The following is a 23,508-nucleotide window of genomic DNA, read 5'->3' as shown; positions in this document are numbered from 1 at the left end:
TTATTTTGTATAAAAAAAATATTAACAATACATTAAAATTAATTTTATTGAGGTTTGGCTTGTCTCTTATTTAACGCTGCAATATTCTCTAAAATTTGTGCTGCTCTTGAATCTCCAGCTGCTTTAGCTCGCTCAAAATAGCCTATTGCTTTTTCTTTATTTGGCTTAACTTCATATTTACCATTATAATAAATATCTCCCAATGTAAGCATAGCTCTAATATTTCCATTATTGGCAGACTGGTTCAAATACATTAAGCCTTTTTTCTTATCTAAAAACAATTTAAACATACCCATACCTTGTATATACAGGTAACCTAGTTTAAATTGGGCAATATTGTTATTTTTCTTTGCAGCTACTTCCCAAAGTTTAGTGGCTTCTGGCACATCATAACTTCTAAAATAAAGGTCTCCTAAAAAAACTTCTGCATTTACATTACCACTCCTAGATGCTTTCTCTAAAATAGCTCTAGCTTTAGCTTGATCTCTTGGAACATCTCCAGCACCTGTAAAATATAAACTAGCTAAATCAACTGCTGAATTTTGATAGTCTTTCTCTGTTAGTTCCTTTAGTAAAGGAACAGCTTTATCATATTTTTTTTCAGCTATGTATATACTACATACATGATATTCAGCTTCATCTTTCGTATCTTTATCATAAAATGCTTTTTCAAGATAATTTAATGCATTAACATTACTTTGTTGAACACCTTTACCTTCTTGATACATTTCTCCTAACATCAACTCGGCTTTATGGTTTCCTTTTTCTGCGCACTGTTTATATATTTCAAAAGCCTTTTTATGATCATCAGGATTAGTAGACTTTAAGTAATCATCCGCCTGTTTTAATTGTTCATTCATATCTTCTTTAGATTGATTAGTCTGGATAGTTATCGGATCTTGCTTTTGTTCTGAAGAGTGTTCAGATTCATCTACTGATGATACATTTTTTTCATCATCATCAGGTTTTGACTCTGTTGTTTGATCTGTTTGAGTATCAATATTTTTACTAGTTCCAAATTTGAACTCTAAAATAACCGCTAACACAATAATAACTAAAGTACCAAGCAGTATAATTTTTTTTAAATTATTTCTCTTATCCATAACAAGCCCCTAAGAATCTAGAATATTCAATTATGATACCTTATTTATATTATTATTTTTCATCCTCAAATTCATCAATAAATTTCTGTGCGGCTAAAATTCTTTCTTTACAGAGCTTATAGCTTTTAGATGCTTGCTCTAACAAAGGGGCTAATTCATCTAACAATGCTGGGTTATCTTGTCCATCTTGTAGTTTCTCATTTATCTCTTCTAAAATTTCATAATTCCTAGCAAATTTTTTACTCTGCGTTGCCATTTTCCACCTCCACATTAACTATTCCATCTGAATATACTATTATTAAATTCTTTTGCTTGCTTGCCTTCTCTTTAGTTGTTATAAACTTACCTTCTCTTGATTTAGTTATACTAAAGCCCCTTTTTAAAGTTGGCTCTATAGAAACCGATAATATTTGCCTATATAAATAATCAGAAGAACTACCATAGTAATTTAGTATATTCTTTGAATAATTCATTAACTCTTTATATTGCCCTGTAACATTTTGATTATAATACTTTAAACTGCTATTACTATTTTCAAATATTCTTTTATACTTAGATTCTATGATTTGAGAATAACCTTTCACTAAGACTTTACCTGTTGATGTTATATTTTTATATTCATTATTTATTTTATTATCTAAATGATTTAGATAATTTTCTAACTGCGATCTAAAAGTATCATATTCATTTTCTAATTTTGCTTTGTTAAATTTAACAAAATTTTTTGTCATTTTTATTATAGATTCATAATTATATTTAGCGTCACTTGCATTATCTATAATTACATTAGCAATGTAATTTATAACCTTAGATGGCGTATCAAAACTTTTAGTACATATATCATCTAAAACTGTACTATCTCTTTCATGCCCAATTCCTATAAGTACAGGTATTTTAGATTTACAAACAAGTCTTGCTGGTGAAGTATTATTAAACCAATCTAGATCTGCTTGAGATCCCCCTCCTCTAATGAGAACAATAGCATCATAGTTACTAGCTTTTTTTGCTACTTTTTCAAAAGCTTTAGTTACACTTAAAGCACAATCTTTGCCTTGCATCAGTGCTTCATAAATATCAAACTTACATAGACCTAGAGTTTCTAGTTTCTGAGCTTCTTCAAAAAAGTCACCTTTGCCAGCTGCTGTTGAGCTTGTTATAACTGCTACATTTGTAAAATCTAATGGTAGCTCAAGCTCTTTATTTTTCATTACAATACCCTCTTTTGTGAGAGTATCTAATATTCCTATTTTCCGAGCTTCTCTATCACCTAAAGTAAATGAAGGATCTATGTCTACTATATTCAGGCTCAGACCAAAACTTATATGGTAATTAACAGCTACTTTAAAAAGCACTTTCATATCAGACTTTAAATGCTCGCCTGTTACAGATTTGAATTTTGTTAAAATACTATTTGCAACATTTGCCCAACAATTGCATCTGATCTTAGCTATAGGATATTTACTAATGCCATCATGCTCTATTAGCTCCCCATAATAATGATGGCCAGATTTTCTCCATTCAGAAAGCTCTGCTACTACCCAAAAACCTTGGTAGCCAAAACCCATCTCTATAGTACTCTTGATTAACTCAAGAAATTCACTTAACTTTAGGCTTTCATTCATGATGACTAAAAGAGCTTGAGATTAAAGAAAATTTTACACTGCCAATATAAAGTTACAAGTTTATAAAGCAAACTAAATAAATCTTAAAAGCTATAAAACTTAGTCATTCAAATTAGTTATTGTGTAAAATGAGTAATAATTACGATATTTTTTCTACATATTATGAATAATAAAATTACTATAAATGAAAATGCTCTTGCTGAACTAAAACGTATTAGACAGCATATCCATGAATATCCAGAGCTTGGTTTTGATGTACAAAATACTGCTAAATACATAACAACAGAATTAGAAAAACTAGGGTTAGAAATAAAAACTGGTATCGGTAAAACAGGTGTTATTGCTGATTTAAAAGTCCCAAATGCAAAAAAAACTATAGCATTACGAGCAGACATGGATGCTTTACCGATTCATGAACAAAATTCTTGTGAATATAGATCTAAGGTAGATGGCAAAGCTCACATGTGTGGACATGACTCACATTGTGCAATGGTTTTGGTTACAGCTCAACAATTAGTAAAAAATAAAGAATTTTTGAACGTTAATGTTCGCTTTCTTTTCCAGCCATCTGAAGAAGTCTTACCTGGTGGTGCCCCTGCTATGATAGCAGATGGTGCTATAGATGGAGTAGATGAAATATATGGCATACACGTCATGCCTCTTATTGATGAGGGTAAAATACAAATATGCTCTCCTGTTGCTCTAGCTGGGGTAGATCTATTTGATATAGCTTTTCATGGTAAAGGTGGGCATGCTAGTATACCTATGACAGCGAATGACCCAATTATTATGGCTTCGCAATTTATTAATCAAGTACAAACAGTAGTATCTAGAAATAGTGATAGTTTTGATCCCATAGTTATTTCAGTAACTGCTATTGAAGCAGGCTCAGCATATAATGTAATACCAGATAAAGTGAAGTTAAAAGGAGCCATAAGATATTTGAGTTCCAACGGAAAAGACCTTGCAAAAAAGCGTTTACATGAAATAGCTCAAGGTGTTGCTACAACTTATAATGGAAATGTAGATATAAATTATATTAATGGTTATCCTGAAACAAGAAACTCTGAAGCTCCAACCAATAAAGCTACTCAGGCTGTAAAGTTAGCACTTGGTGAAACTAATGTTGTAGAGTCAAAAATTCCATGGATGGGGTCTGAAGACTTCTCATATTTCGCAAAAGAAATACCTGCTTGCTATGTGTTTCTCGGTGTTAGAAATGAAGTTAAAGGTTTTACTTCTATGGTACATGAGCCAACATTTGATTTAACTGCAGACGCCATGCTAAATGGTGTCAAATATTATACTAATCTAATCAATCTTATAAGTAATAGTTAGCCATAAGCCTTTTTAGGCTTAATCGCTACTAAAGATATTATTATCATAAATAGATAATATGTACCAACAACTAAGCCATAGCTAAAAGTATCTATTGGCAATAGTGATAACACCCAACCACTTATTGCAGCAATACCGTATCCAAGCACTCCAATTATAGATATGCCTAAACCTATTAGTGTTTTACGTGATGCTACTCCCATTGAAATAGAACAGCCATTTAAAATAATTGCAATACTTATTAGAAGCATACTAAATAGTACATACATAGAGAAATTCAAGTCCCCTAAAAGACTTAATAAACTCATTACAATTAAGAGAAATATACTAATCCCAAATGAATAATATAGAGCTCGCTTAGAACCTAATGAAGAAATAATCTTTTTAGAAAGCATACCTACTATAAACATACCTATGCCACAAATCACAAATGTCAGATATATATACTCTTGAGATAAATGATACTGTAATAAAATTATGTAGCTCATTGAAGATACAAAGCAAAACATTGCTGTAATTCCAGCTGCTGATAAGCATCCATAAAAAAGAATTTGCTTATCTCTAAACACTGCTCCAATGTCTTTAAAATGCTGCTGAAGTGTTTTTTCTGTTTGTTTACTATATGTTTCTGGTAATGGATAAATACATCCTAAAAGCGCTACTCCTAAAATCACCATCATAAAGAATATAGCTTCCCAGCCCCATATCCCACCAACAAACCCACCTATTAATGGAGCTATCATCGGCGAAAGGCTTACCGCACTGTATAACCGCGTTAAGTAAGCTGATGCTTGATCTCCATCATAACAATCTTTAACCATGGTATAAGTACAAGCTCTTAAACCACATGCCCCTATACCTTGTAAAAATCTCCCTATAATCAACTGCGTGCCAGAAGTTGAAAATCCACATAAAACTGAAGAGGCCATAAAAAGAATCGTTGAAAGATATAAAGCTTTTTTTCTACCAATATAGTCAGATAATAATCCTATAAAAATCTGTCCAACTGCTAAAGCAAATATATAAATACTCATGCTTAACTGTACTATAGATGCTGACAGATTAAGCTGATTTTTTATTACTATAATAAAAGGAATATAACTATCCATCCCGAATGAGAAAGTTACAACTAATGGAATAAGTAAAAATATATTTAAATGCTTATTTTCCAATCACTAGCTCTAATAATATTTATAATGATAAAGAGTAGCAGGATTAAGATAATTTGCCTAATTATTTAAAGCTTGATATTGGCATTTTCTCTAAATTAACAATCTCTCTTTCTAAAAATATTTCTCCTATCTGTTTAAATTTATTAACATCTCCAGAAACAAAAAAACAACTTTCTTGAATACCTCTTTCTGATGGGGTAATCACTCTATCTTTTAAATATTTTTTTACTTCTAATACTGTAAGTTCTGCTGGATCTATTATTGTAGTATTTTTTCTAACATATCTAGAAATTACATTTTTTATAAGCGAATAATGAGTACACCCCAATATTAATGCTTCTATGTCTTTACTATTTAAAAATTTAAGACAATTATTAACCATTTCTTCTAGTTCTACTCCTTGCAATATACCTAATTCAATTTTTGGTACAATCGAGCTACATGCCTGCGAATAAATAACTATATCTTTATTATATGAATGAATTACTTTTGGATAAACACTACTATTTACAGTAAATTCTGTTGCTATGAGACCTAATGTTTTATAATCTTTTACAACTTTATTCACAGTTGGTTTTATTACATTTATTACCGAAATATCTTTAGATATATTTTTAATAGTTTCCTCAGCTGCTGCTGTAATAGTATTACATGCAATAACAATAGCTTTTACATTTTGCTCTAATAAAAAGTTTACAATTTGAATAGAAAATTTCTGTATAACTTCTAATGACCTTATTCCATATGGGGCTCTAGCAGTATCTCCAAAGAAAATAAAATTTTCATTAGGCAGACCGCTTATTAAACTTTTCATTACTGAAAGCCCACCAACTCCTGAATCAAATACTCCTATCGGCCTATTATCCATAAAAGACTATTTATAGAATCTACTATAATATAGTGTTACATCTATACATTATTAAGACAATTTTTTATATGACTAAAATCTAATTTTCAAGACTAACTATTTCTAAATAATCCATTTGCGTTTTTAAGAACATTTCACCCATAGCTTTGAATTTAATAGGAATATCTGTAACGTAAAACCTATAGTCTGATTTTTGATTTGTTAAGTTTAATAATTCTTTAGACTCAAGACATTCTTGTAACATTAAGCAAGCTTGAGTTGCTGGATCAATAAGTAAAGTATCCTCTTTAATGAACTTTGCTATTATATCTGCTATTAATGGATAATGAGTACATCCCAGTATTAAAGCTTCAATATCTTTATCTTTAAAAAAACTTAGATATTCACAAGCTACAGCTTCTATTGCTACACCTTTTACAAAGCCTTCTTCTATCATCGGCACAAAAAGACCACATTCTTGTGAGTCAACAATAGCATCTTTATTATGCTCATGTATTGCTCGTGAATATGCCTTACTATTTACTGTTGCTTGAGTTGCAATTACACCAATATTATTATAGTCTTCAGCAGCTTTTGCTCCTGCACTTATGACATCTATTACTGGAATATCCTTAGCCAAATTCTGAACAGCTTCTTTAGCTACTGCAGAAATGGTATTGCACGCTATAATAATAGCCTTAACTTCTTGATCTAATAAGAATTTAACCGTCTGTTCAGCAAATCTCTGAATAGTAGCTCTAGACTTGGTACCGTAAGGAATTCTGGCTATATCACCAAAATAAATTATATTTTCATTTGGTAAGAGTTCCATTAGGTTTTTAACAACCGTTAGACCTCCTATACCTGAATCAAATACTCCTATAGGCCTATTGTTCATATTAAACCTTTTCTAAATATCTAATTATTTTTTTCCTAGATTTTGTAGGAATTTTCTCCAAATATTGTTCTTTATTTTCAATAAATGGTAATAAATGCTCTAATTGTAAAACTGCTTGATTAGCATCTTCTGCAACAAAAATATCACTTAAGTCAGCATCATCATTAGCAAATACTACTATAGTTACTACAGGTATACCTTTTATATAAACTTTCTTTTTAAATAAATATGTTTGTAAAACTTTCTTCTGTGCAAAAACCTGTCTTATTGGGTTTTTAATTGTTTTAGCATAAATATTATTATGCTGTGAGGTTTTCTCAACATGCCACCTTTCAGCCATATTCTGAACTTCAATATGACCTCTATTATTCTTTACTTCGACAACATAGATACAGTTCTTTGAAATAACTACAAAATCTAATTCCCTAGTTCCATATGTTGATTGTTCATCAGGTAATATAAGTCTATTGAAAAGCACATAATTATTATTTAATTTTCTTAGCTCGTCTAATACTTTTGATTCACCTTCAACACCTGAAACAATAATATCAACTGGATTATCATCCTTAGTAACTAAAAATAATAGTACAAAAATAATAGATGACAATGTTACTGATATTTGTAAAGACTGGAACGCTAAAGCCCAATTTCCTAGATATAATACTGCCATCATAATAAATCCACAAAGGATGATAGCTGCATATAAACTTTTTTTAATTCTAAATAGATAGTTTTTTATTTTTGCTATAGTAAATCTAAGAAATATTCTATCTTTTTTTAATTTACTCTCAATTGCCATAATAAAGTTCTATAGGTTTATAAATTTCTGTTTTATTTCTATTATTTTATCTCTAATAGCTGTAGCTTTCTCAAACTCTAGCTCTTTAGCATAGTTTCTCATGCGTTTTTCTAATGCCTTAATAACTCTAGCAGCTTCAGACATACCTAGTATAGCCGAAACATCCACATCATCAACCTTTATTCTCGCATTATTTTTATATTCTCGTCTTTGCTTCTCTGGAGAACTATCGAGCATGTCATCAATATCTTTTATGATTGTTTTTGGTGTAATATTATTTTTTATATTGTATTCATTTTGAGTTTCTCTTCTTCTGAGAGTTTCTTCCATAGCTCTCTGCATAGAGCCTGTAACAACATCTGCATATAAAATAGCTCTACCATTTATATTTCTAGCAACACGCCCTATTGTCTGAATTAGAGCTTTATCAGAACGAAGAAAACCTTCTTTATCTGCATCAAAAATTAATAAAATACCCACCTCTGGCATATCTAACCCTTCACGTAAAAGGTTAATACCAACAAGTACATCAAACACACCTTGTCGGAGATCATGAATAATCTGTACTCTTTCAACTGTATCTATATCAGAATGTAAATATCTAACATTGACATTATGTTCAGATAAATAATCTGTAAGATTTTCTGCCATTTTCTTTGTTAACGTCGTTATTAATATTCTCTCACCTTTTGCTACTGCTAAATTGATTTCTGATAATGCATCTTCTACCTGTATAGCAACTGGTCTAACAATCACTTCGGGATCAAGAAGTCCTGTAGGTCTAATAATCTGCTCAACAGTATTTTCAGATTTTTCCAGCTCATATTTAGCAGGGGTCGCTGACACATATACCGCTTGGTTAATAAGCCTTTCAAACTCATGAAATTTAAGAGGTCTGTTATCTAATGCTGATAACAATCTGAATCCATAGTTAACAAGATTTTCTTTTCTTGAACGATCGCCTTTATACATTCCTCCAAATTGAGGTAGTGTAGCATGTGATTCATCAACTATGATTAGAGCATCTTCTGGCAAATAGTCTAACAAAGTTGGCGGTGGCTCACCCTCGCCACGTCCTGATAACAGTCTAGAATAATTTTCAATTCCAGTACAATAACCAAGCTCATTTATCATTTCTATATCATACTTAGTTCTCTGCTCTATCCTTTGAGCTTCTAGCAATTGATTATTTTCTTCAAAATATTTAATCCTTTCTTTAAGCTCTTCTTTGATTTGTTTTATGACCTGCTCTTTTCTATCTTTAGAAGCAACATAATGCGTACTAGGAAATATCGTTGCTCGATGTAACGGCTTTATTTTTTTAGAAGTTAAAGAATCTATTAAGCTTATAGATTCTATTTCATCATCAAAGAATTCAACCCTAATAGCATCAGCTTCAGAATCAGCGGGAAATATATCTAAAATCTCTCCTCTTACTCGATAAGTTCCTCGACTAAAATCCATATCATTGCGAGTATATTGCATATCAATAAGCTTTCTTTGAGCTAATTTAGGATCTATTGTCTCACCTACTTTTAAATGTAAAAGCATCTGCATATATTGCTCTGGATCACCAAGACCATAAATAGCTGAAACCGTTGCTACAATTATTACATCTTTACGCTCTAAAATAGCTTTTGTCGCTGATAATCTCATCTGCTCAATATGTTCATTAACAGATGAATCTTTCTCTATATAAGTATCAGATGCTGCCACATAAGCTTCTGGCTGATAATAATCATAGTATGAAACAAAATATTCTACTGCATTATCTGGAAAAAACTGTTTCATCTCAGAATACAGTTGAGCAGCTAAGGTTTTATTATGCGCAAGTATTAAACTAGGCTTTTGAGTTTCATTAATTACATGGGCCATAGTAAAGGTTTTACCAGAGCCTGTCACTCCTAACAAAACCTGATGTTTCAAACCACTGTTTATTCCATTAACCAAACTACTTATAGCTTTAGGCTGGTCACCACTTGGCTTGTATTTTGTTACTAAATTAAATCTATCCATCTCTTAAAAAAGATATTCCTCTAACTCATACAATAATGCATGCTGCTCTTCTGTTAAATTTTCAGTTTTTCTTAAATATTCTATTTCTTTATAAATCTCTTCCAATGTAATTCTTTTATGACCCTTATGATCAATTAAAAGCTCATCTTCTTCTAAACTAACTATTTTATTAAGATATTCCTGAAACTCATATTGTGAATTTTGGGGCAGTTTTTCAAAATCTAACCTTCCTATTATCCTAACTGCTCTATCATAATAACTTTTAGGCAACTGATTAAGCATTTTAGCTTTTTCTTCAATTTTAGAATTATGAAACTTATCACATCCCTTTTCATCAGCAACTGTCATAAAATCGCTTTGATAAATACTAGCGCTAACATCTATATTTTCTATTTCTGGATATTTATAGGTTAAAACATACTCAACAAAATCTCTAAAAAGTTCTTTATTTGCTTTAATAAACTCTTTATTTGCTTTAATAATATCCAATCTCTCTTGAGGAAGCTTACCAACAAATCTAGTTTTAGCCGGCAATATGATTGGGATATCACCCCATTTTTTATTTACTGTCAATCGCCAATGCTCATTTTCTAAGCTTTCAAATTTTTCTATATGTTCAGAAAATAGACACTGATCAAGCCTTACAAATATTTCTTGGTTCTTATAACTTCTATGTTGCCCAACATCTAGAATTGCTGTCATAAAATTATTTTTAGCACCAAAAATACCACCAATTGCTATAGCTTGCTTATATTCATCAACTCCAACATCTAAGCTGTCTAAAGTTTGCTCATCAACTTGTTTATAGAACTTTTGCAATAAAAACTGCCACATTTTAGGATTTACCTGACGTAACTTCTTAGCTAATTCAACTGTCACTAAAACATCAGTAATTGCATCATGGGCTCTTCCACCACTGTGTAGGTTATTTTCTAAATTTATATTTTCTAATTTTAGAGAAACCTTTTCCACATCATTATCATCAACTACTATAGGCCACTTTAAGGCTTCATTACAAAAAAGGTAGTAACATGCAACGACTGGAAATAAATCTGCTCTAAAACAGCCACTTTTAAATTGATGACTATAAGGAGGAAGCATATTTTTAAAAAAAGCAAATCGCAGAAACTCGTCATCAAAACCTAAAGTGTTATATCCAATACTTATTGTTCCAGGAACGTTAATTATTTTATGTATTTTTCGAATAGCATGATACTCAGCAACACCTTCAGAATTTGCTTGAGCAATAGATATATGATGAGTAATTGTTGCTCTTGGTGTTGGTGTTGTATCAGGATTAAGCTTTACAAAAAAATTAAATCTTTCAATCTCATTAAAATTCAAGTCTGTTCTCACAGCTGCAAATTGCAATACCTGATCAAAAGAATTATTTATACCTGTTGTTTCTAAATCGTAGAATAAAAATGTTTTGTTCTGCATATCTCTCTTTATTTTTTTAAGAAAAGATTATTCTTTTTATCTCCTAATAGAATTCTATCATATCTAATTGTAAGCTTCTTAAAGTTCTTTTTTATTGCTTCATTTGTATAATCCACAAACTCTTTATATAACTCGGTTTTATGTTTCTTTTCTTGAATAAATAAAACTCGATATGTTTTTAAGTTAATTAGTAATTCATCCATTAGAAGTATAATTTGTTTATATGAATAATATTCTCTTCTAGTATTAAATTCATACTTTGCAGCTAAAAGCTGTTCGTTTAAACTAATATTTTTTTGCACTAAGTTAATAATTTTTTTATTTGAAACCTTCTGATCAATACTATCAACAATCTGTTTAAATTCGCCATATAAAATGTACATCTCTTTTTGGAACTTAACCCTGTTTTTGGTACTTTTCGTAATAATAAAAACAGCTAATATACTTATTGTTCCAATAAACACGCAGATAATACGAACAAAAAATAAATCCGTATCCCAAAAAACGAATAATCCAAAAAACATCACAAGATAAATATGAATAAAAAAGACGCTTGTTGCATAATTTAAAAACATTGTATATGTATATAACATCAAAGATAATGAGCACAATATAGCTATTAAGATAAAGCTATCCATATACTTTTGAATAAGCATCAATATAACAGAGCCCATGGTACAACCAAGCACTGAAAATACTGCTATATTTTTAGCTCTAGAGAACACTACATCTGTATTTGTACTCACAGTAACACTCACAACAGCAAATACTACCCAATATATTCTTTCTCTAAATGAGTCCTCTCCGCTAAGGCTAAAAACAGCATAACAAATTAATAAACCAATAGTTGAAGCTAATAAGGCTCTAAAAGCTAGTAACGTATTATCAGACATTTTATCAATTAGCCTATCTTTTGAGAAAATCATTATAGGCCTCTCTAGTGTTTTCTATTGCAAAAAAAATATCATCTAAAAGAAGGATACAACTAAATAAAAAATCTCTTTTTTCTTTGTCTTGCTTATAATTTTCTATATATCCTAATTCAAATTTAAATTTTAAATGCTCTATATATCTTATTTTATCTTTCCAAGCATTTTGATTATGGCTAACAATAATAGTTCCCAGCTGTAAAGTTTCAAGAAACATCTTTTCTAAGTCTTTAGACAAAGACTGTACTTCATCATTATTTGAAAAACCCATTCGTGAATAATTTATACTAAATTTTTTATAATTTAATACATACCTTACTAATAACCGATTTAGCATTACTAAGTTATAGCAAAAAAATCTCCAGTCTTCGATTTTTGACTTTCTAAGCAACATCATTCCATGTGTTTGAAGAGCAATAATATTATTAAATTTTTCATTTGCTCTATCCATGATTTTTGTTTGTGTAAATCTTCTAAACTTTGCATTATCAAAAGTTTCCTTATAGCTTTTAATAAAAAGCTTCATTAAAGATTTAACAACTAATTCAATATCATCATTAGTCATTGGCTTATAGCCTCTTATCAATACAAAATAAAATATCGTCGCTAAAATAATACTCCAAATAGTAAAATTCCAGTGATTATAGTCAAACAATGGAAATTTAATAAAGGTAATACATACCATTACTATAAGCATCATTGGAAAATATAAAAAAACTTCTCCAAACCCACGTAACCAAAAAAAGAAATAAACAAATGGTAAAATAAGCAAAAATTCTCTTTCAAATATTGGATGCACATAAGTAGATACATGCACTATTATCATCGCTGATACTGTATAGAGGAAAAAAACTTTTCTTTTTGTTTCTATGTTACCCATTAGCACGCTAGCAATCATATTTGCTAAAAATAACAGACATAAAACTATCAAGTTTCTATTGAAGTCAAAAGTAAAAGCTATAGCCAAAAAAGAAAAAAGAATAGCAGCCGATTTTAAAGTGCTATTCCTCATAACCTTTATCGGATCTTGATCTATATATTTATCAAAAATATGTCTCACTCTTAGTGACATCTATACTTCTACTTACGGGATTCATTGACTCAGGACAAATTATAAGTTAAAAGTGCTCTAAATAATATAAGCTTGAGCAGTATTTTAGTTATTATAAAAGCTAATAATATAGTAAAATGATATCAAGCATTTTTTATTAAAAAAATATTTACATTTTAATTTATGGTATACGATACAGTTTATGATGTTATAGTCGTTGGTGGTGGACATGCTGGAGTTGAAGCAGCGGCTGCCGCAGCAAGGTTAAAAACTAAAACATTATTGTTAACTCACAACTTAGATACTATTGGGCAGATGTCATGTAACCCTGCTATTGGTGGTATTGGTAAAGGTCATCTTGTAAAAGAAATTGATGCTTTAGGTGGCATCATGGCTAAAGCTATAGATATGGCTGGTATCCAATTTAGAATTCTTAACTCAAGAAAAGGTCCAGCTGTAAGAGCTACTAGAGCCCAAGCAGATCGTGTTTTATATAAAAAAGCCATTAACAAACTTTTAACTGCGCATAAAGATTTAGATCTTTTCCAAGACTCCGTAGATGACTTGATAGTTGAAAATAATACTGTAACAGGAGTTATTACAAAAACTGGAGTAACTTTCAAAGCTAAAAAAGTTATCTTAACAGTAGGAACATTCCTTGGCGGAAAAATTCATATTGGTCAAGTATCTCATGCTGGTGGCAGAGCTGGTGATAAACCCTCAAATGCCCTAGCTAAAAGATTAAGATCTCTACCATTTAGGGTTGACAGACTTAAAACTGGCACGCCTCCTAGAATAGATATGAGAAGTGTAGATTTTAGTGTTATGGGTGTCCAACATGGAGATAATCCAACCCCATATTTTTCATTTTTTTCAAAGGGCAAAATTGAGCACCCTATTCAAATCCCTTGTCACATTACTTATACAAACACTACTACTCATGACATAATTACTAAAAATTTAAATAAGTCTGCTATGTATAGTGGCTTAATAGAAGGGATAGGACCAAGATATTGTCCCTCTATTGAAGATAAAATTGTTAGATTCGCTGAAAAAGAAAGACACCAAATATTTGTTGAGCCTGAAGGCTTAGAAAGTATTGAACTTTATCCTAATGGCTTATCTACTAGCTTACCTTTTGAGGTGCAAGTTGATTATATTAGATCCATCCAAGGTTTTGAAAAAGCTTTCATTATGAGACCTGGCTATGCTATCGAATACGATTTTTTTGATCCTAGAGATTTAAAACCAACCCTAGAAACGAAACATCTTAAGAATTTATATTTTGCAGGTCAAATAAATGGAACAACAGGATATGAAGAAGCTGCGGCTCAAGGGTTAATAGCTGGAATAAACGCCGGCCTTGGAATCAATTCAGATAAAACATGGTATCCATCTCGCTCTGATGCTTACATTGGTGTTTTAATAGATGATCTTATAACTAAGGGAACTAAAGAGCCATATAGAATGTTTACTTCTCGAGCAGAATATCGCCTTGTTTTAAGAGAAGATAATGCAGATTTAAGATTAAGCCCTATCGCTGTTGAACTAGGACTATTATCTAAAGAAGATGAAGAATATTTTATAAATAAAAAAGCTGCTATTGAAGGGAATATAATATCTATGCAGAATACATGGATAGCTCCTCAAACCCAAAAAGCTAAAGATTTAGAAAAATTCTTAGACAAAGAAATGACTAGGGAAAGCACTCTATTTGATTTGTTAAAAAGACCTGAAATAGACTATCTAAAATTAAAAGAAATTGCTGAATTACATCTTGATTTAGAAGATCAAGATGTAATAGAACAAATCGAAATATCTGCTAAATATTCTGGTTATATTGAAAGACAAAATAAAGATATTGTTAAATTTTCTTTATTAGAGCAAAAATTAATTCCTGAAGGATTTGACTATAAGCAAGTTAAAGGCTTATCAAATGAAGTTTTACAAAAACTCATAGAGCAAAAGCCAACAACTCTTGGAGAAGCATCTAGAATACCTGGAGTTACGCCAGCAGCTATATCTCTTTTAACTATTTATATGAAAAAAACAGGATTTATTAGATAAGGAGCGTATATGAAAAATTTTACAAAAATAATTCTTTCGACTTTATTTATAACCTTGTTACTTAGCTCTTGTGCATCAAGACAGAAATATATTGACCAACAAGAATCTTGGATAGGTAAAACTATTACTTCTTATATGATAAAATTTGGTTACCCTAATAACATCTTGACTATCAATGATGAAGACAAGGCTTATGTTTATACAAAAATGATGATAAATCCAGAAGCTGGTAGATATGGCGGACCTACAGAAACAGCTATATTTATTCAAGCTCAGAAACAACCAAACTTTGCCGATATGTACTCATTGAACTGTACTACTTGGGTAATTGTTGATGATAAAACAAACCTTATTAAAAATATTACATTTAGAGGAAACTATTGTGTTTCTACAGGAAAATAAAAAGGCTATATTATGAATATTAAACAAACGTCTATTTCTCTAATTATTGGTATAATATCCAGTAGCATATGCTTTTCTTTTGGATTTTTTTCTAGCGTTTATACATATAATGGCTGGAGTTTTTTTCTTACTTATACAATACTAACTCTTATATTGTCATTACCTGTTAGCCTAACTGCTACATTTTTAGAGAAAAAATATCCAAACATTACTACACATAGTGAATTAACAAAAAAACTATCAAACACTTCAAAACTTACTCCGCTTAGCCTTCTTATTACAGGAATTTTACTAATACTACTTTCAGTTATACTTTTTGAAGTTTCTACTTATGTATTAGATTTTTTTGATAATGTTCCTGCTATAAATAGGCTTGGTCAATCTCCTTTAGTATATGACAATAATTTAATAATTTACTCTATTCTAACCCTTATATTCTTGATTATTACTTTAATTGCTATTTCTGCAGCTAAAGGAAAGTTTAATATTGATAAGATATTAGAGGTTTTATCCCACACCTCTCTTTATTTATTAGTTATTTTAGTTTTGTTAACAATAAAAATCCCTAATGTTCACATCGGTATAGAAAGCTTTTTTAGCATGACTCCAAACATAAGCTACAACTTTAAAAATATGCTAGCTATGGCAGCAGTTTATGCCATTCTTTCTAATTTTATATCTATAATTCTGTATAAAACAATTATTGAAGTAAAAAGTGATGATGCTTATCCTAATATTAAGAAGACATCTATCAAAAGTGTAATTTACACTATTATTTTCTCTTTTGTATTATGCATGGTTACATATGCTTTAATAGGTAAAGATGTAACAACTATTAATTTCTCAACAGATGCTCAAGCAATAAATGTTTTCTCTATAATAAAAGATAGCAACCCTGGTCAATACCTTCTACTCGAAGTCATCTATATAACTTTAAATTTAATAACATTGCTTATTGGAATAAATTATCTAGTAAAAATAAGTAAAAATTCTACTATTCGATTAGCTTCGCTTATAATACCTTTTGTTATGGCAATTGCTTTAGTTAATAGTGGAATATTCTTTCTAGACTTTTCTGATCTATTTATTCTTCATATAGTGATTTTCTATATATTCTTATTTGATATATTTGTGGTTGGCTGGCTCTATGATGCTCAAAAGCTTAGTTATGAAATGTTGAAAGAATCAAACTTAAAAGTTTCTGCTTTCTTTAATATTTCTCTAAGAATCATAATTCCTGCCATTTGTATATATATATTATTAGGGTATATTTTTAACAATTTAAATTTATTAGCACAAATAGCAGTAACAATAATACTACTAGTTATATATATAGCTAAAGGATCATACTTTAAAAAAAGGTTTAACCAAAGAAGGTTTTAATAATGTTTTTTTCAAAAAAAAATAACCAAGATGAGCTTAAAAAATTAGCAGCTAAAGAAGCAACTAAATACTTAACTCAAAATATAACTTTAGGGGTTGGTACAGGAAGTACTGTCAATTTTTTTATAGAAGAGTTAGCAAATCATAAAGATAAAATATCAACAGTTGTATCAAGCTCAGAAGGTTCTACGAAAAGATTAAAAGCTCTAGGTTTTGATGTGGTTGATCTAAACTATGCTGGCGAAATTGACTTATATATTGATGGTGCTGATGAATGCAACAAGCATAAAGAGCTTATAAAAGGTGGTGGCGCTGCTTTAACTAGAGAAAAAATCTGTGTAGCTGCTAGCAAAAAATTTGTTTGCATAATTGATGAGTCAAAGCAGGTTGACATGTTAGGTGAATTTCCACTACCTGTAGAAGTTATCCCTATGGCAAGAAGTTACGTAGCTAGGGAAATAGTTAAGCTTGGTGGTCAACCGGTTTATAGAGAACAAACAATAACAGATAATGGCAATATCATACTTGATGTATATAATTTAAAAATAAATAATCCTATAGAGTTAGAAACTAAGCTAAATCAAATAACAGGCGTGGTTACAAATGGTATATTTGCAATAAAACCTGCTGATATTGTTATAGTTGCTAAAAAAGATGGCAATATTTTAACTGTATAAAATATATGAAAGAAGTGCATAAAGAGTCAAAAATTATTTATTCTCGCTTAGATTACTCAAGAGTCCAAGAAGTAGCTGAATTATTTGCAAACTTATTTATTCAAGAAGAATATCTTATAAAGAATAGTAAAGTTTCTTATGAAAATTATATTCTTGCGACTACAGTTAGAGCAAAACATGCAGCCACAACAGGCTTATCACTAATAGCAATATGTGAGAATACAAATAAAGTAATAGGCTTCTGCATAAATATAGATCCTTATTCAGAAATTCAAGTAGACAGAAGTTCATATGCAAGTAAAGATCCTGCGTTTGAAATCATAAACTCAGCACTATCAGGTCTTTATAATGGAATAAGCTTTGAAGAAAAGCCAGGAGTTAATTTTTCTATTTATGCTTTAGGAGTATCTTCTGAATTCCAGAATAAAGGAATTGCTTCTAATTTATTCAAAATAAGTGAGCAAATAGCAATAGAAAAGAACTTTTCAGTTATCTTAACAGATGCAACAAGTCCAGGAACAAAGAAAATTGCTGAAAAATTAAACTATACGGCAATCAATAAATTCTCTTATAAAGATTATATATATAAAGGTAAAAAACCTTTTGAAAATATAAACGACTATTACGGCCCTATTCTATTTAAAAAAATTATAACTTCTTCCTAAATAAAATAGGAACCAATGCCATTATCCCTAGAATACTTATAGCTAATATAAACTTAGTATCAATAAAATTATCTACACTACCTTCTATTATAGCTTTTTTAACATGTGTTCCGAACCAAACATAAATAAAAGTTACAGGCACTATGCCTATTAAAGTAGTAAAAAAGAAAATGGAATTTTTTATTTTTAAAATACCCGCCAAAATATTTGGTACAAAAAATGGTATTGGTAATAACCTTGATACAAAGAGTATTGCAATTGGATTACTCTCAACTAAAGATTTAAACTTAGAAACAACTTTATACTTGGATTTACTAGAGACTTCTCCCCAACTATATTTTATAAATAAGAAAGCCAGCATAGCACCGATAGTTGCTGAAATTAGACAAATTATAAATCCTAGCCATAATCCAAACAAAAGACCTGCTATCATCTTTAAAAGTGGTTTAACAGGTATAGAAAAGAATACTGTTGTAATATAAATAACAGTAAACCCAATAGAGCTAAAGATATAATTAGACCTTACATAAACATCTATATGCTTATAAGTACTACCTAAATTTTCTAATGAAAAATACTTAGATCCATTTAAAATAAAAAATAGAATTAAGCCTGAAAGCAAAAATATAATAATAGAAATTCTTCTTATGAAAGATTGTGAAAGTAATTTTTTATACACAATTTAAAGAAATATTTTTTAGAAATTAGAAAAATTTTAGAATATGAAATTAAGCTAAAGCTGCTTTTGCTTGAGCAACTACTGCTGCAAATGCATCTTTATTATATACAGCTAATTCAGCTAAAGCTTTTCTGTCTAGCTCTACACCAGCTTTATTTAGGCCATTAATTAATTGGCTATAGCTGATATCATGTTGTCTAGCTGCTGCATTGATACGAACAATCCAAAGAGCTCTGAATGTTCTCTTTTTGTTTTTACGGTCTCTATAAGCATATTGACCTGCTTTTATAACTGCTTGTTTAGCTACTCTATATACTCTTGAACGAGCTCCGTAGTAGCCTCTAGCTTGTTTTAAAACTTTCTTATGGCGAGCGCGTGCTGTTACACCTCTTTTAACTCTTGACATAAACTTTCTCCACTTTAAAAATTGATAATTTTACAAACCTTACTTACGCATATGGCATTTGTTGAACTAAGCTTGCAGTATCAACCTTAGCTACTTGATTCATACCTCTTAAATGACGTTTTCTTTTAGTTGTCATTTTTGTATTGATATGAGCACGGTTTGCACAACGGTGTTTGAAACCACCTGTACCAGTTTTCTTAAAGCGTTTAGCCGCACCACTTTTTGTTTTTAACTTAGGCATATTAAATACTCCGCATTTAAATTATTTTAAACATTTTTACTACTTATTTTTTCTTTGGTCCAAGAACCATCATCATTTGGCGACCTTCCATTTTCGGTTGGTGTTCCACTACGCCTAACTCAGCTGCATCGCCTGCCATACGCTGAAGCATTTCCATACCCAGCTCTTTATGTGACATTTCTCTACCTCTGAATCTTAGCGTAACTTTTACTTTATCGCCTTTTTCTAGGAATTTTAGCAGGTTGCGTAGTTTTACCTGGTAATCCCCGACATCAGTCACAGGTCTTAGTTTTATTTCTTTAACTTGTGTCTGCTTTTGGTTTTTCTTAGCATGGTTTTTTTTCTTACCTTGTTCAAATAAGAATTTACCATAGTCCATCAAACGGCAAACTGGTGGATTTGATCCAGCTACCATTTCAACCAAATCAACTTCAGCCTGTTCAGCTAAAGCTAATGCTTCATTAATGGAAACAATACCTATTTGTTGTCCATCAACACCTACTAAGCGCACCTCTTTTGCTTTTATCTGATCATTTATCGGTGCTTTCTTATCTGCTGTTTTAATAACCTATTTCCTCCGAAATAATTAAATCTTATCGCTTATCTGCTTTTTCATAATGTTACAAAAATCCTCAAGTCTAAATTGACCTAGGTCGGACCCGTCATGTTTCCTAGCAGTTATAACCCTTTGCTCTTGCTCATTTTTACCAACGATAATAAAGTAAGGCACACGCGCAAGAGTATGCTCACGTATTTTAAACCCTATCTTCTCATTTCTCAAGTCCAATTTAGCTCTTACACCACTTTTCTTAATAGCGTCTTGAATCTCTTGACAATATTCATCTTGCTGATTGCTAATTCCCATAACAACCACCTGCGTAGGACACAACCATAAAGGTAAATTTCCAGCATAGTGTTCAATAAGCATACCTATAAACCTTTCTAAAGATCCAACGATAGCTCTATGCAACATTACAGGAACTTTCTTATTACTATTTTCATCTATATAAGTTGCACCAAGCCTTTGCGGCATAGAGAAGTCAACCTGAATAGTACCACACTGCCAACTTCTACCAATCGCATCTTTCAAATGAAACTCTATTTTAGGGCCATAGAACGCACCCTCTCCAGGAAGTAAGCTAAACTCTATTCCTTTATTTTTTAGAGCATTTTGTAAGGTATTTTCAGCCTTGTCCCATACATCATCAGAACCAATTCTCTGATCTGGTCTTAAAGCTATCTTCACTTCAAAGTTATTAAAACCAAAATCTTTATACACTTCAAAGCACTGCTCTACCATTAGGCCAACTTCTGACTCAACTTGATCTTCAGTACAAAAAATATGACCATCATCTTGAGTAAAGCTTCTAACTCTTAGTAATCCATGTAAAGATCCTGAAGGTTCATTTCTATGAACTATCCCAAATTCAGCCATTCTGATTGGTAAATCTCTATAACTGTGTAACTTTGTATTATAAACCTGCACACAAGTTGGGCAATTCATTGGTCTTATTGCAAAGTCTTTATTTTCTGAATGTGTTGCAAACATGTTCTCAGCATACTTAGAAGCATGTCCTGATTTTTCCCATAAAGTAAAATCTGCGATAAGTGGCGTACGAATTTCCTCGCAACCAAACTTACGGTTTGAGCTTCTCATATAGTCTTCTACTTCACGCCAAATTGTGACACCATTGTTATGCCAGAATGGAATTCCTGGAGACTCTTCTTGGAAGTGGAATAAATCTAATACTTTACCAATTTTTCTATGATCTCTTTTTTCAGCTTCTTCTAATAATTTTAGATAATCATCAAGATCTTCTTTACTCGCCCAGCAAGTACCATATACTCTAGTTAGCATCTCATTATCAGAGTTACCTCTCCAATACGCTCCTGCTACTCTCATTAATTTGAAAGCTTTAAGCACAGAGGTATTTGGAATATGAGGACCTCTACATAAATCCGCAAAAGTATCCTGTTCATATATTTTTACAGTTTCATTATCTGGAATACTGTTAACAAGCTCAACTTTGTAAGCTTCATTTCTAGCTTTAAAAAATTCTATAGCTTCTTCTTTTGAAACAACTTTATAGCTTACTGAATGATTAGCCTTTGCTATAGCTTTCATTTTATTTTCTATAGTAGCTAGGTCAGATTCACTTAAAGGATTCTCTAAAGAAAAATCATAGTAGAAGCCATTTTCAATAACTGGTCCAATTGCTACTTTAGCATTTGGATGTAAATCTTTAACAGCATGCGCTAATAAGTGTGCACAAGAGTGTCTTAGAATTTCTAGACCTTCAGGATCTTTCAAAGTCACTAATCTCAATGATGCATCTGAATTTATCGTATCTTTAGCATCTACAAGCTTATCATTTATATAAGCACCAACTGTAACTTTTGCTAATCCTGGAGATATTGATTTAGCCACTTGTAGGGAATTAACTCCCTCCTCAAACTCTTTTTTAGCACCATCGGGGAATGTAATAGTGATCATTTTTTTCGTCTAATTTATTCAATTTATTATGCTTTGACTAATTATATTCTATAGCCTTGATTATGTAAAACACTAATAGCTTTATGCTATAATCAACTTTATATGACTTTTATAAATATTCTATTAACAAGAGGCTAATAAAATGGCAAATCATCATAAATTAATAATTCTAGGATCAGGCCCTGCTGGCTATACTGCTGCGATCTATGCAGCTCGTGCAAATCTTAATCCAGTAATCATAACTGGTATGCAACCTGGTGGTCAGCTGACTACTACGACAGATGTTGATAACTGGCCTGGTGAAGCTGATGGAATCATGGGGCCAGAGCTTATGGAAAAACTTCAAAAACAAGCTGAAAGATTTAATACTCAAATAGTTTATGACTCTATAAACTCTGTTAACCTACAAGAAAGACCATTTAAACTAGTTGGTGAAGTAGAAGAATACACTTGTGATGCCCTTATTATCTCTACAGGAGCTTCTGCAAAATATCTAGGTTTACCATCTGAAGAAAAATTCATGGGTAAAGGTGTATCAGCTTGTGCTACTTGTGATGGTTTTTTCTACAAAGGAAAAGATGTAGCTGTAATTGGTGGCGGAAACACAGCTGTTGAAGAAGCTTTATTCTTATCAAATATTGCAAAAACAGTTACTCTAATACACCGTAGAGATTCTTTAAGATCTGAAAAAATCCTTATTGATAAACTTCTATCTAAAGCTGAAACAGGAAATATAAACATAATATGGGATACTACTTTAGAAGAAATACTTGGTACAGATATGGGCGTTAACTCAATAAGAGTGAAAAACGTTAAAACAAATAGCGAACAGACTATTAATGTAGATGGTGTATTTATAGCTATTGGACACACTCCAAATACAGCTATCTTTAATGACCAGCTAGAAATGAAAAATGGTTACCTAAAAGTAAAATCGGGTCTTGAAGGTGATGCTACTCAAACTAATATCAAAGGCGTATTTGCAGCTGGTGATGTCGCTGACCATGTTTACAAACAAGCTGTAACTTCTGCTGGTACTGGCTGTATGGCTGCTCTTGATGCTGAGAAGTATTTGGATGGATTAAATAATTAATCTTTGAATTTTTGTTCTAGAGACTCAATCGCTGACACAACCATATCATCTGGAATTTTAGGATCTAAACCTAATTGTTGCCACTTTATAAAAGTATTTATAACAAAGTTTTGCAGCCAACTAACTGATTCTTTGTCAAAATCTTTTCCACTGTATGTATCATAATGCTGACTACCATCTTCTAGA

Annotated in this window: 23 protein-coding genes; 7 read left to right on the top strand and 16 right to left on the bottom strand. The window is 31.0% G+C overall.

Annotation, left to right across the window (positions count from 1 at the left end; genetic code table 11):
- Window positions 1-44: 44 nt before the first annotated feature.
- The 3 genes from DNK87_RS06495 to xseA are packed head-to-tail and all read right to left on the bottom strand — an operon-like array spanning window position 45 to window position 2,725.
- Window positions 45-1,103 carry a tetratricopeptide repeat protein gene (locus DNK87_RS06495; protein ID WP_119330058.1) on the bottom strand — a complete coding sequence of 353 codons (1,059 nt, stop codon included), beginning with the start codon at window positions 1,101-1,103 and terminating at the stop codon, window positions 45-47.
- 52 nt (window positions 1,104-1,155) lie between these two features.
- Window positions 1,156-1,359: an exodeoxyribonuclease VII small subunit gene (gene xseB, locus DNK87_RS06490; RefSeq protein ID WP_119330057.1), complete on the bottom strand. Its 204-nt coding sequence runs from the start codon at window positions 1,357-1,359 to the stop codon at window positions 1,156-1,158.
- Window positions 1,343-2,725 carry an exodeoxyribonuclease VII large subunit gene (xseA, locus tag DNK87_RS06485; RefSeq protein WP_119330056.1) on the bottom strand — a complete coding sequence of 461 codons (1,383 nt, stop codon included), beginning with the start codon at window positions 2,723-2,725 and terminating at the stop codon, window positions 1,343-1,345. The genes xseB and xseA overlap by 17 nt, the downstream gene beginning before the upstream one ends.
- Window positions 2,726-2,887: 162 nt before the next feature.
- Here xseA and DNK87_RS06480 point away from each other — a divergent pair, with 162 nt between their 5' ends.
- Window positions 2,888-4,063 (top strand): M20 metallopeptidase family protein, encoded by a 1,176-nt coding sequence (locus DNK87_RS06480; RefSeq protein ID WP_119330055.1) that lies wholly within the window; start codon window positions 2,888-2,890, stop codon window positions 4,061-4,063.
- Here DNK87_RS06480 and DNK87_RS06475 read toward each other — a convergent pair.
- The 8 genes from DNK87_RS06475 to DNK87_RS06440 form a co-directional block, all read right to left on the bottom strand.
- The gene (locus tag DNK87_RS06475; RefSeq protein ID WP_119330054.1) at window positions 4,060-5,235 is read right to left on the bottom strand and encodes a multidrug effflux MFS transporter; all 1,176 of its coding nucleotides are present in this window, start codon (window positions 5,233-5,235) and stop codon (window positions 4,060-4,062) included. The genes DNK87_RS06480 and DNK87_RS06475 overlap by 4 nt on opposite strands.
- Window positions 5,236-5,296: 61 nt before the next feature.
- Entirely contained in the window at window positions 5,297-6,103 is an 807-nt protein-coding gene (gene murI / locus DNK87_RS06470) for a glutamate racemase (RefSeq protein ID WP_119330053.1), read from the bottom strand.
- A 79-nt stretch (window positions 6,104-6,182) separates the two neighbouring features.
- On the bottom strand, window positions 6,183-6,980 hold the full coding sequence (gene murI / locus DNK87_RS06465) for a glutamate racemase (protein ID WP_119330052.1): 798 nt from the start codon (window positions 6,978-6,980) through the stop codon (window positions 6,183-6,185).
- Window position 6,981: 1 nt separating this feature from the next.
- The gene (locus tag DNK87_RS06460) at window positions 6,982-7,779 is read right to left on the bottom strand and encodes a nuclease-related domain-containing protein (RefSeq protein ID WP_119330051.1); all 798 of its coding nucleotides are present in this window, start codon (window positions 7,777-7,779) and stop codon (window positions 6,982-6,984) included.
- A 9-nt stretch (window positions 7,780-7,788) separates the two neighbouring features.
- The gene (uvrB, locus tag DNK87_RS06455) at window positions 7,789-9,795 is read right to left on the bottom strand and encodes an excinuclease ABC subunit UvrB (protein WP_119330050.1); all 2,007 of its coding nucleotides are present in this window, start codon (window positions 9,793-9,795) and stop codon (window positions 7,789-7,791) included.
- A gap of 3 nt (window positions 9,796-9,798) precedes the next feature.
- Window positions 9,799-11,235, bottom strand: coding sequence for an exodeoxyribonuclease I (locus tag DNK87_RS06450; RefSeq protein ID WP_119330049.1), 1,437 nt, complete (start codon window positions 11,233-11,235; stop codon window positions 9,799-9,801).
- An 8-nt stretch (window positions 11,236-11,243) separates the two neighbouring features.
- Complete coding sequence (locus tag DNK87_RS06445) at window positions 11,244-12,161, bottom strand: FUSC family protein (RefSeq protein WP_119330048.1); 918 nt, start codon at window positions 12,159-12,161, stop codon at window positions 11,244-11,246.
- A complete protein-coding gene (locus DNK87_RS06440; protein WP_119330047.1) occupies window positions 12,142-13,236 on the bottom strand; it encodes a hypothetical protein in 1,095 nt (364 codons plus the stop codon). The genes DNK87_RS06445 and DNK87_RS06440 overlap by 20 nt, the downstream gene beginning before the upstream one ends.
- Window positions 13,237-13,398: 162 nt before the next feature.
- Here DNK87_RS06440 and mnmG point away from each other — a divergent pair, with 162 nt between their 5' ends.
- From mnmG to DNK87_RS06415, 5 genes are read left to right on the top strand one after another with little or no spacing between them, the layout of a single operon-like run.
- Complete coding sequence (gene mnmG, locus DNK87_RS06435; RefSeq protein WP_119330046.1) at window positions 13,399-15,282, top strand: tRNA uridine-5-carboxymethylaminomethyl(34) synthesis enzyme MnmG; 1,884 nt, start codon at window positions 13,399-13,401, stop codon at window positions 15,280-15,282.
- 9 nt (window positions 15,283-15,291) lie between these two features.
- Window positions 15,292-15,684 carry a hypothetical protein gene (locus DNK87_RS06430; RefSeq protein WP_119330045.1) on the top strand — a complete coding sequence of 131 codons (393 nt, stop codon included), beginning with the start codon at window positions 15,292-15,294 and terminating at the stop codon, window positions 15,682-15,684.
- A 12-nt stretch (window positions 15,685-15,696) separates the two neighbouring features.
- Window positions 15,697-17,067 carry a hypothetical protein gene (locus DNK87_RS06425; protein ID WP_119330044.1) on the top strand — a complete coding sequence of 457 codons (1,371 nt, stop codon included), beginning with the start codon at window positions 15,697-15,699 and terminating at the stop codon, window positions 17,065-17,067.
- 2 nt (window positions 17,068-17,069) lie between these two features.
- Window positions 17,070-17,744 carry a ribose-5-phosphate isomerase RpiA gene (rpiA, locus tag DNK87_RS06420; protein ID WP_119330043.1) on the top strand — a complete coding sequence of 225 codons (675 nt, stop codon included), beginning with the start codon at window positions 17,070-17,072 and terminating at the stop codon, window positions 17,742-17,744.
- A gap of 5 nt (window positions 17,745-17,749) precedes the next feature.
- Window positions 17,750-18,409 (top strand): GNAT family N-acetyltransferase, encoded by a 660-nt coding sequence (locus DNK87_RS06415; RefSeq protein ID WP_119330042.1) that lies wholly within the window; start codon window positions 17,750-17,752, stop codon window positions 18,407-18,409.
- Here the strand turns inward: DNK87_RS06415 and DNK87_RS06410 are convergent.
- The 5 genes from DNK87_RS06410 to thrS all read right to left on the bottom strand — a co-directional run bounded on the left by DNK87_RS06410 (window position 18,393) and on the right by thrS (window position 22,229).
- Window positions 18,393-19,043: a TVP38/TMEM64 family protein gene (locus DNK87_RS06410; protein ID WP_119330163.1), complete on the bottom strand. Its 651-nt coding sequence runs from the start codon at window positions 19,041-19,043 to the stop codon at window positions 18,393-18,395. The genes DNK87_RS06415 and DNK87_RS06410 overlap by 17 nt on opposite strands.
- A gap of 94 nt (window positions 19,044-19,137) precedes the next feature.
- Window positions 19,138-19,494 (bottom strand): 50S ribosomal protein L20, encoded by a 357-nt coding sequence (rplT, locus tag DNK87_RS06405; RefSeq protein WP_071664575.1) that lies wholly within the window; start codon window positions 19,492-19,494, stop codon window positions 19,138-19,140.
- 43 nt (window positions 19,495-19,537) lie between these two features.
- Window positions 19,538-19,735: a 50S ribosomal protein L35 gene (gene rpmI, locus DNK87_RS06400; RefSeq protein ID WP_071664576.1), complete on the bottom strand. Its 198-nt coding sequence runs from the start codon at window positions 19,733-19,735 to the stop codon at window positions 19,538-19,540.
- A 43-nt stretch (window positions 19,736-19,778) separates the two neighbouring features.
- The gene (infC, locus tag DNK87_RS06395; protein WP_071664577.1) at window positions 19,779-20,300 is read right to left on the bottom strand and encodes a translation initiation factor IF-3; all 522 of its coding nucleotides are present in this window, start codon (window positions 20,298-20,300) and stop codon (window positions 19,779-19,781) included.
- 21 nt (window positions 20,301-20,321) lie between these two features.
- Window positions 20,322-22,229, bottom strand: coding sequence for a threonine--tRNA ligase (gene thrS, locus DNK87_RS06390; RefSeq protein ID WP_119330041.1), 1,908 nt, complete (start codon window positions 22,227-22,229; stop codon window positions 20,322-20,324).
- A 142-nt stretch (window positions 22,230-22,371) separates the two neighbouring features.
- On the opposite strand from thrS, the gene trxB reads away from it, so the two are divergent.
- A complete protein-coding gene (gene trxB, locus DNK87_RS06385) occupies window positions 22,372-23,322 on the top strand; it encodes a thioredoxin-disulfide reductase (protein ID WP_119330040.1) in 951 nt (316 codons plus the stop codon).
- The last annotated feature ends 186 nt before the right edge of the window (window positions 23,323-23,508 follow it).

The organism is Pseudofrancisella aestuarii (assembly GCF_003574475.2).
In the GTDB taxonomy this organism is placed as follows: Bacteria; Pseudomonadota; Gammaproteobacteria; order Francisellales; family Francisellaceae; genus Francisella; species Francisella aestuarii.
This window is presented reverse-complemented; position numbering and strand designations above follow the sequence as displayed.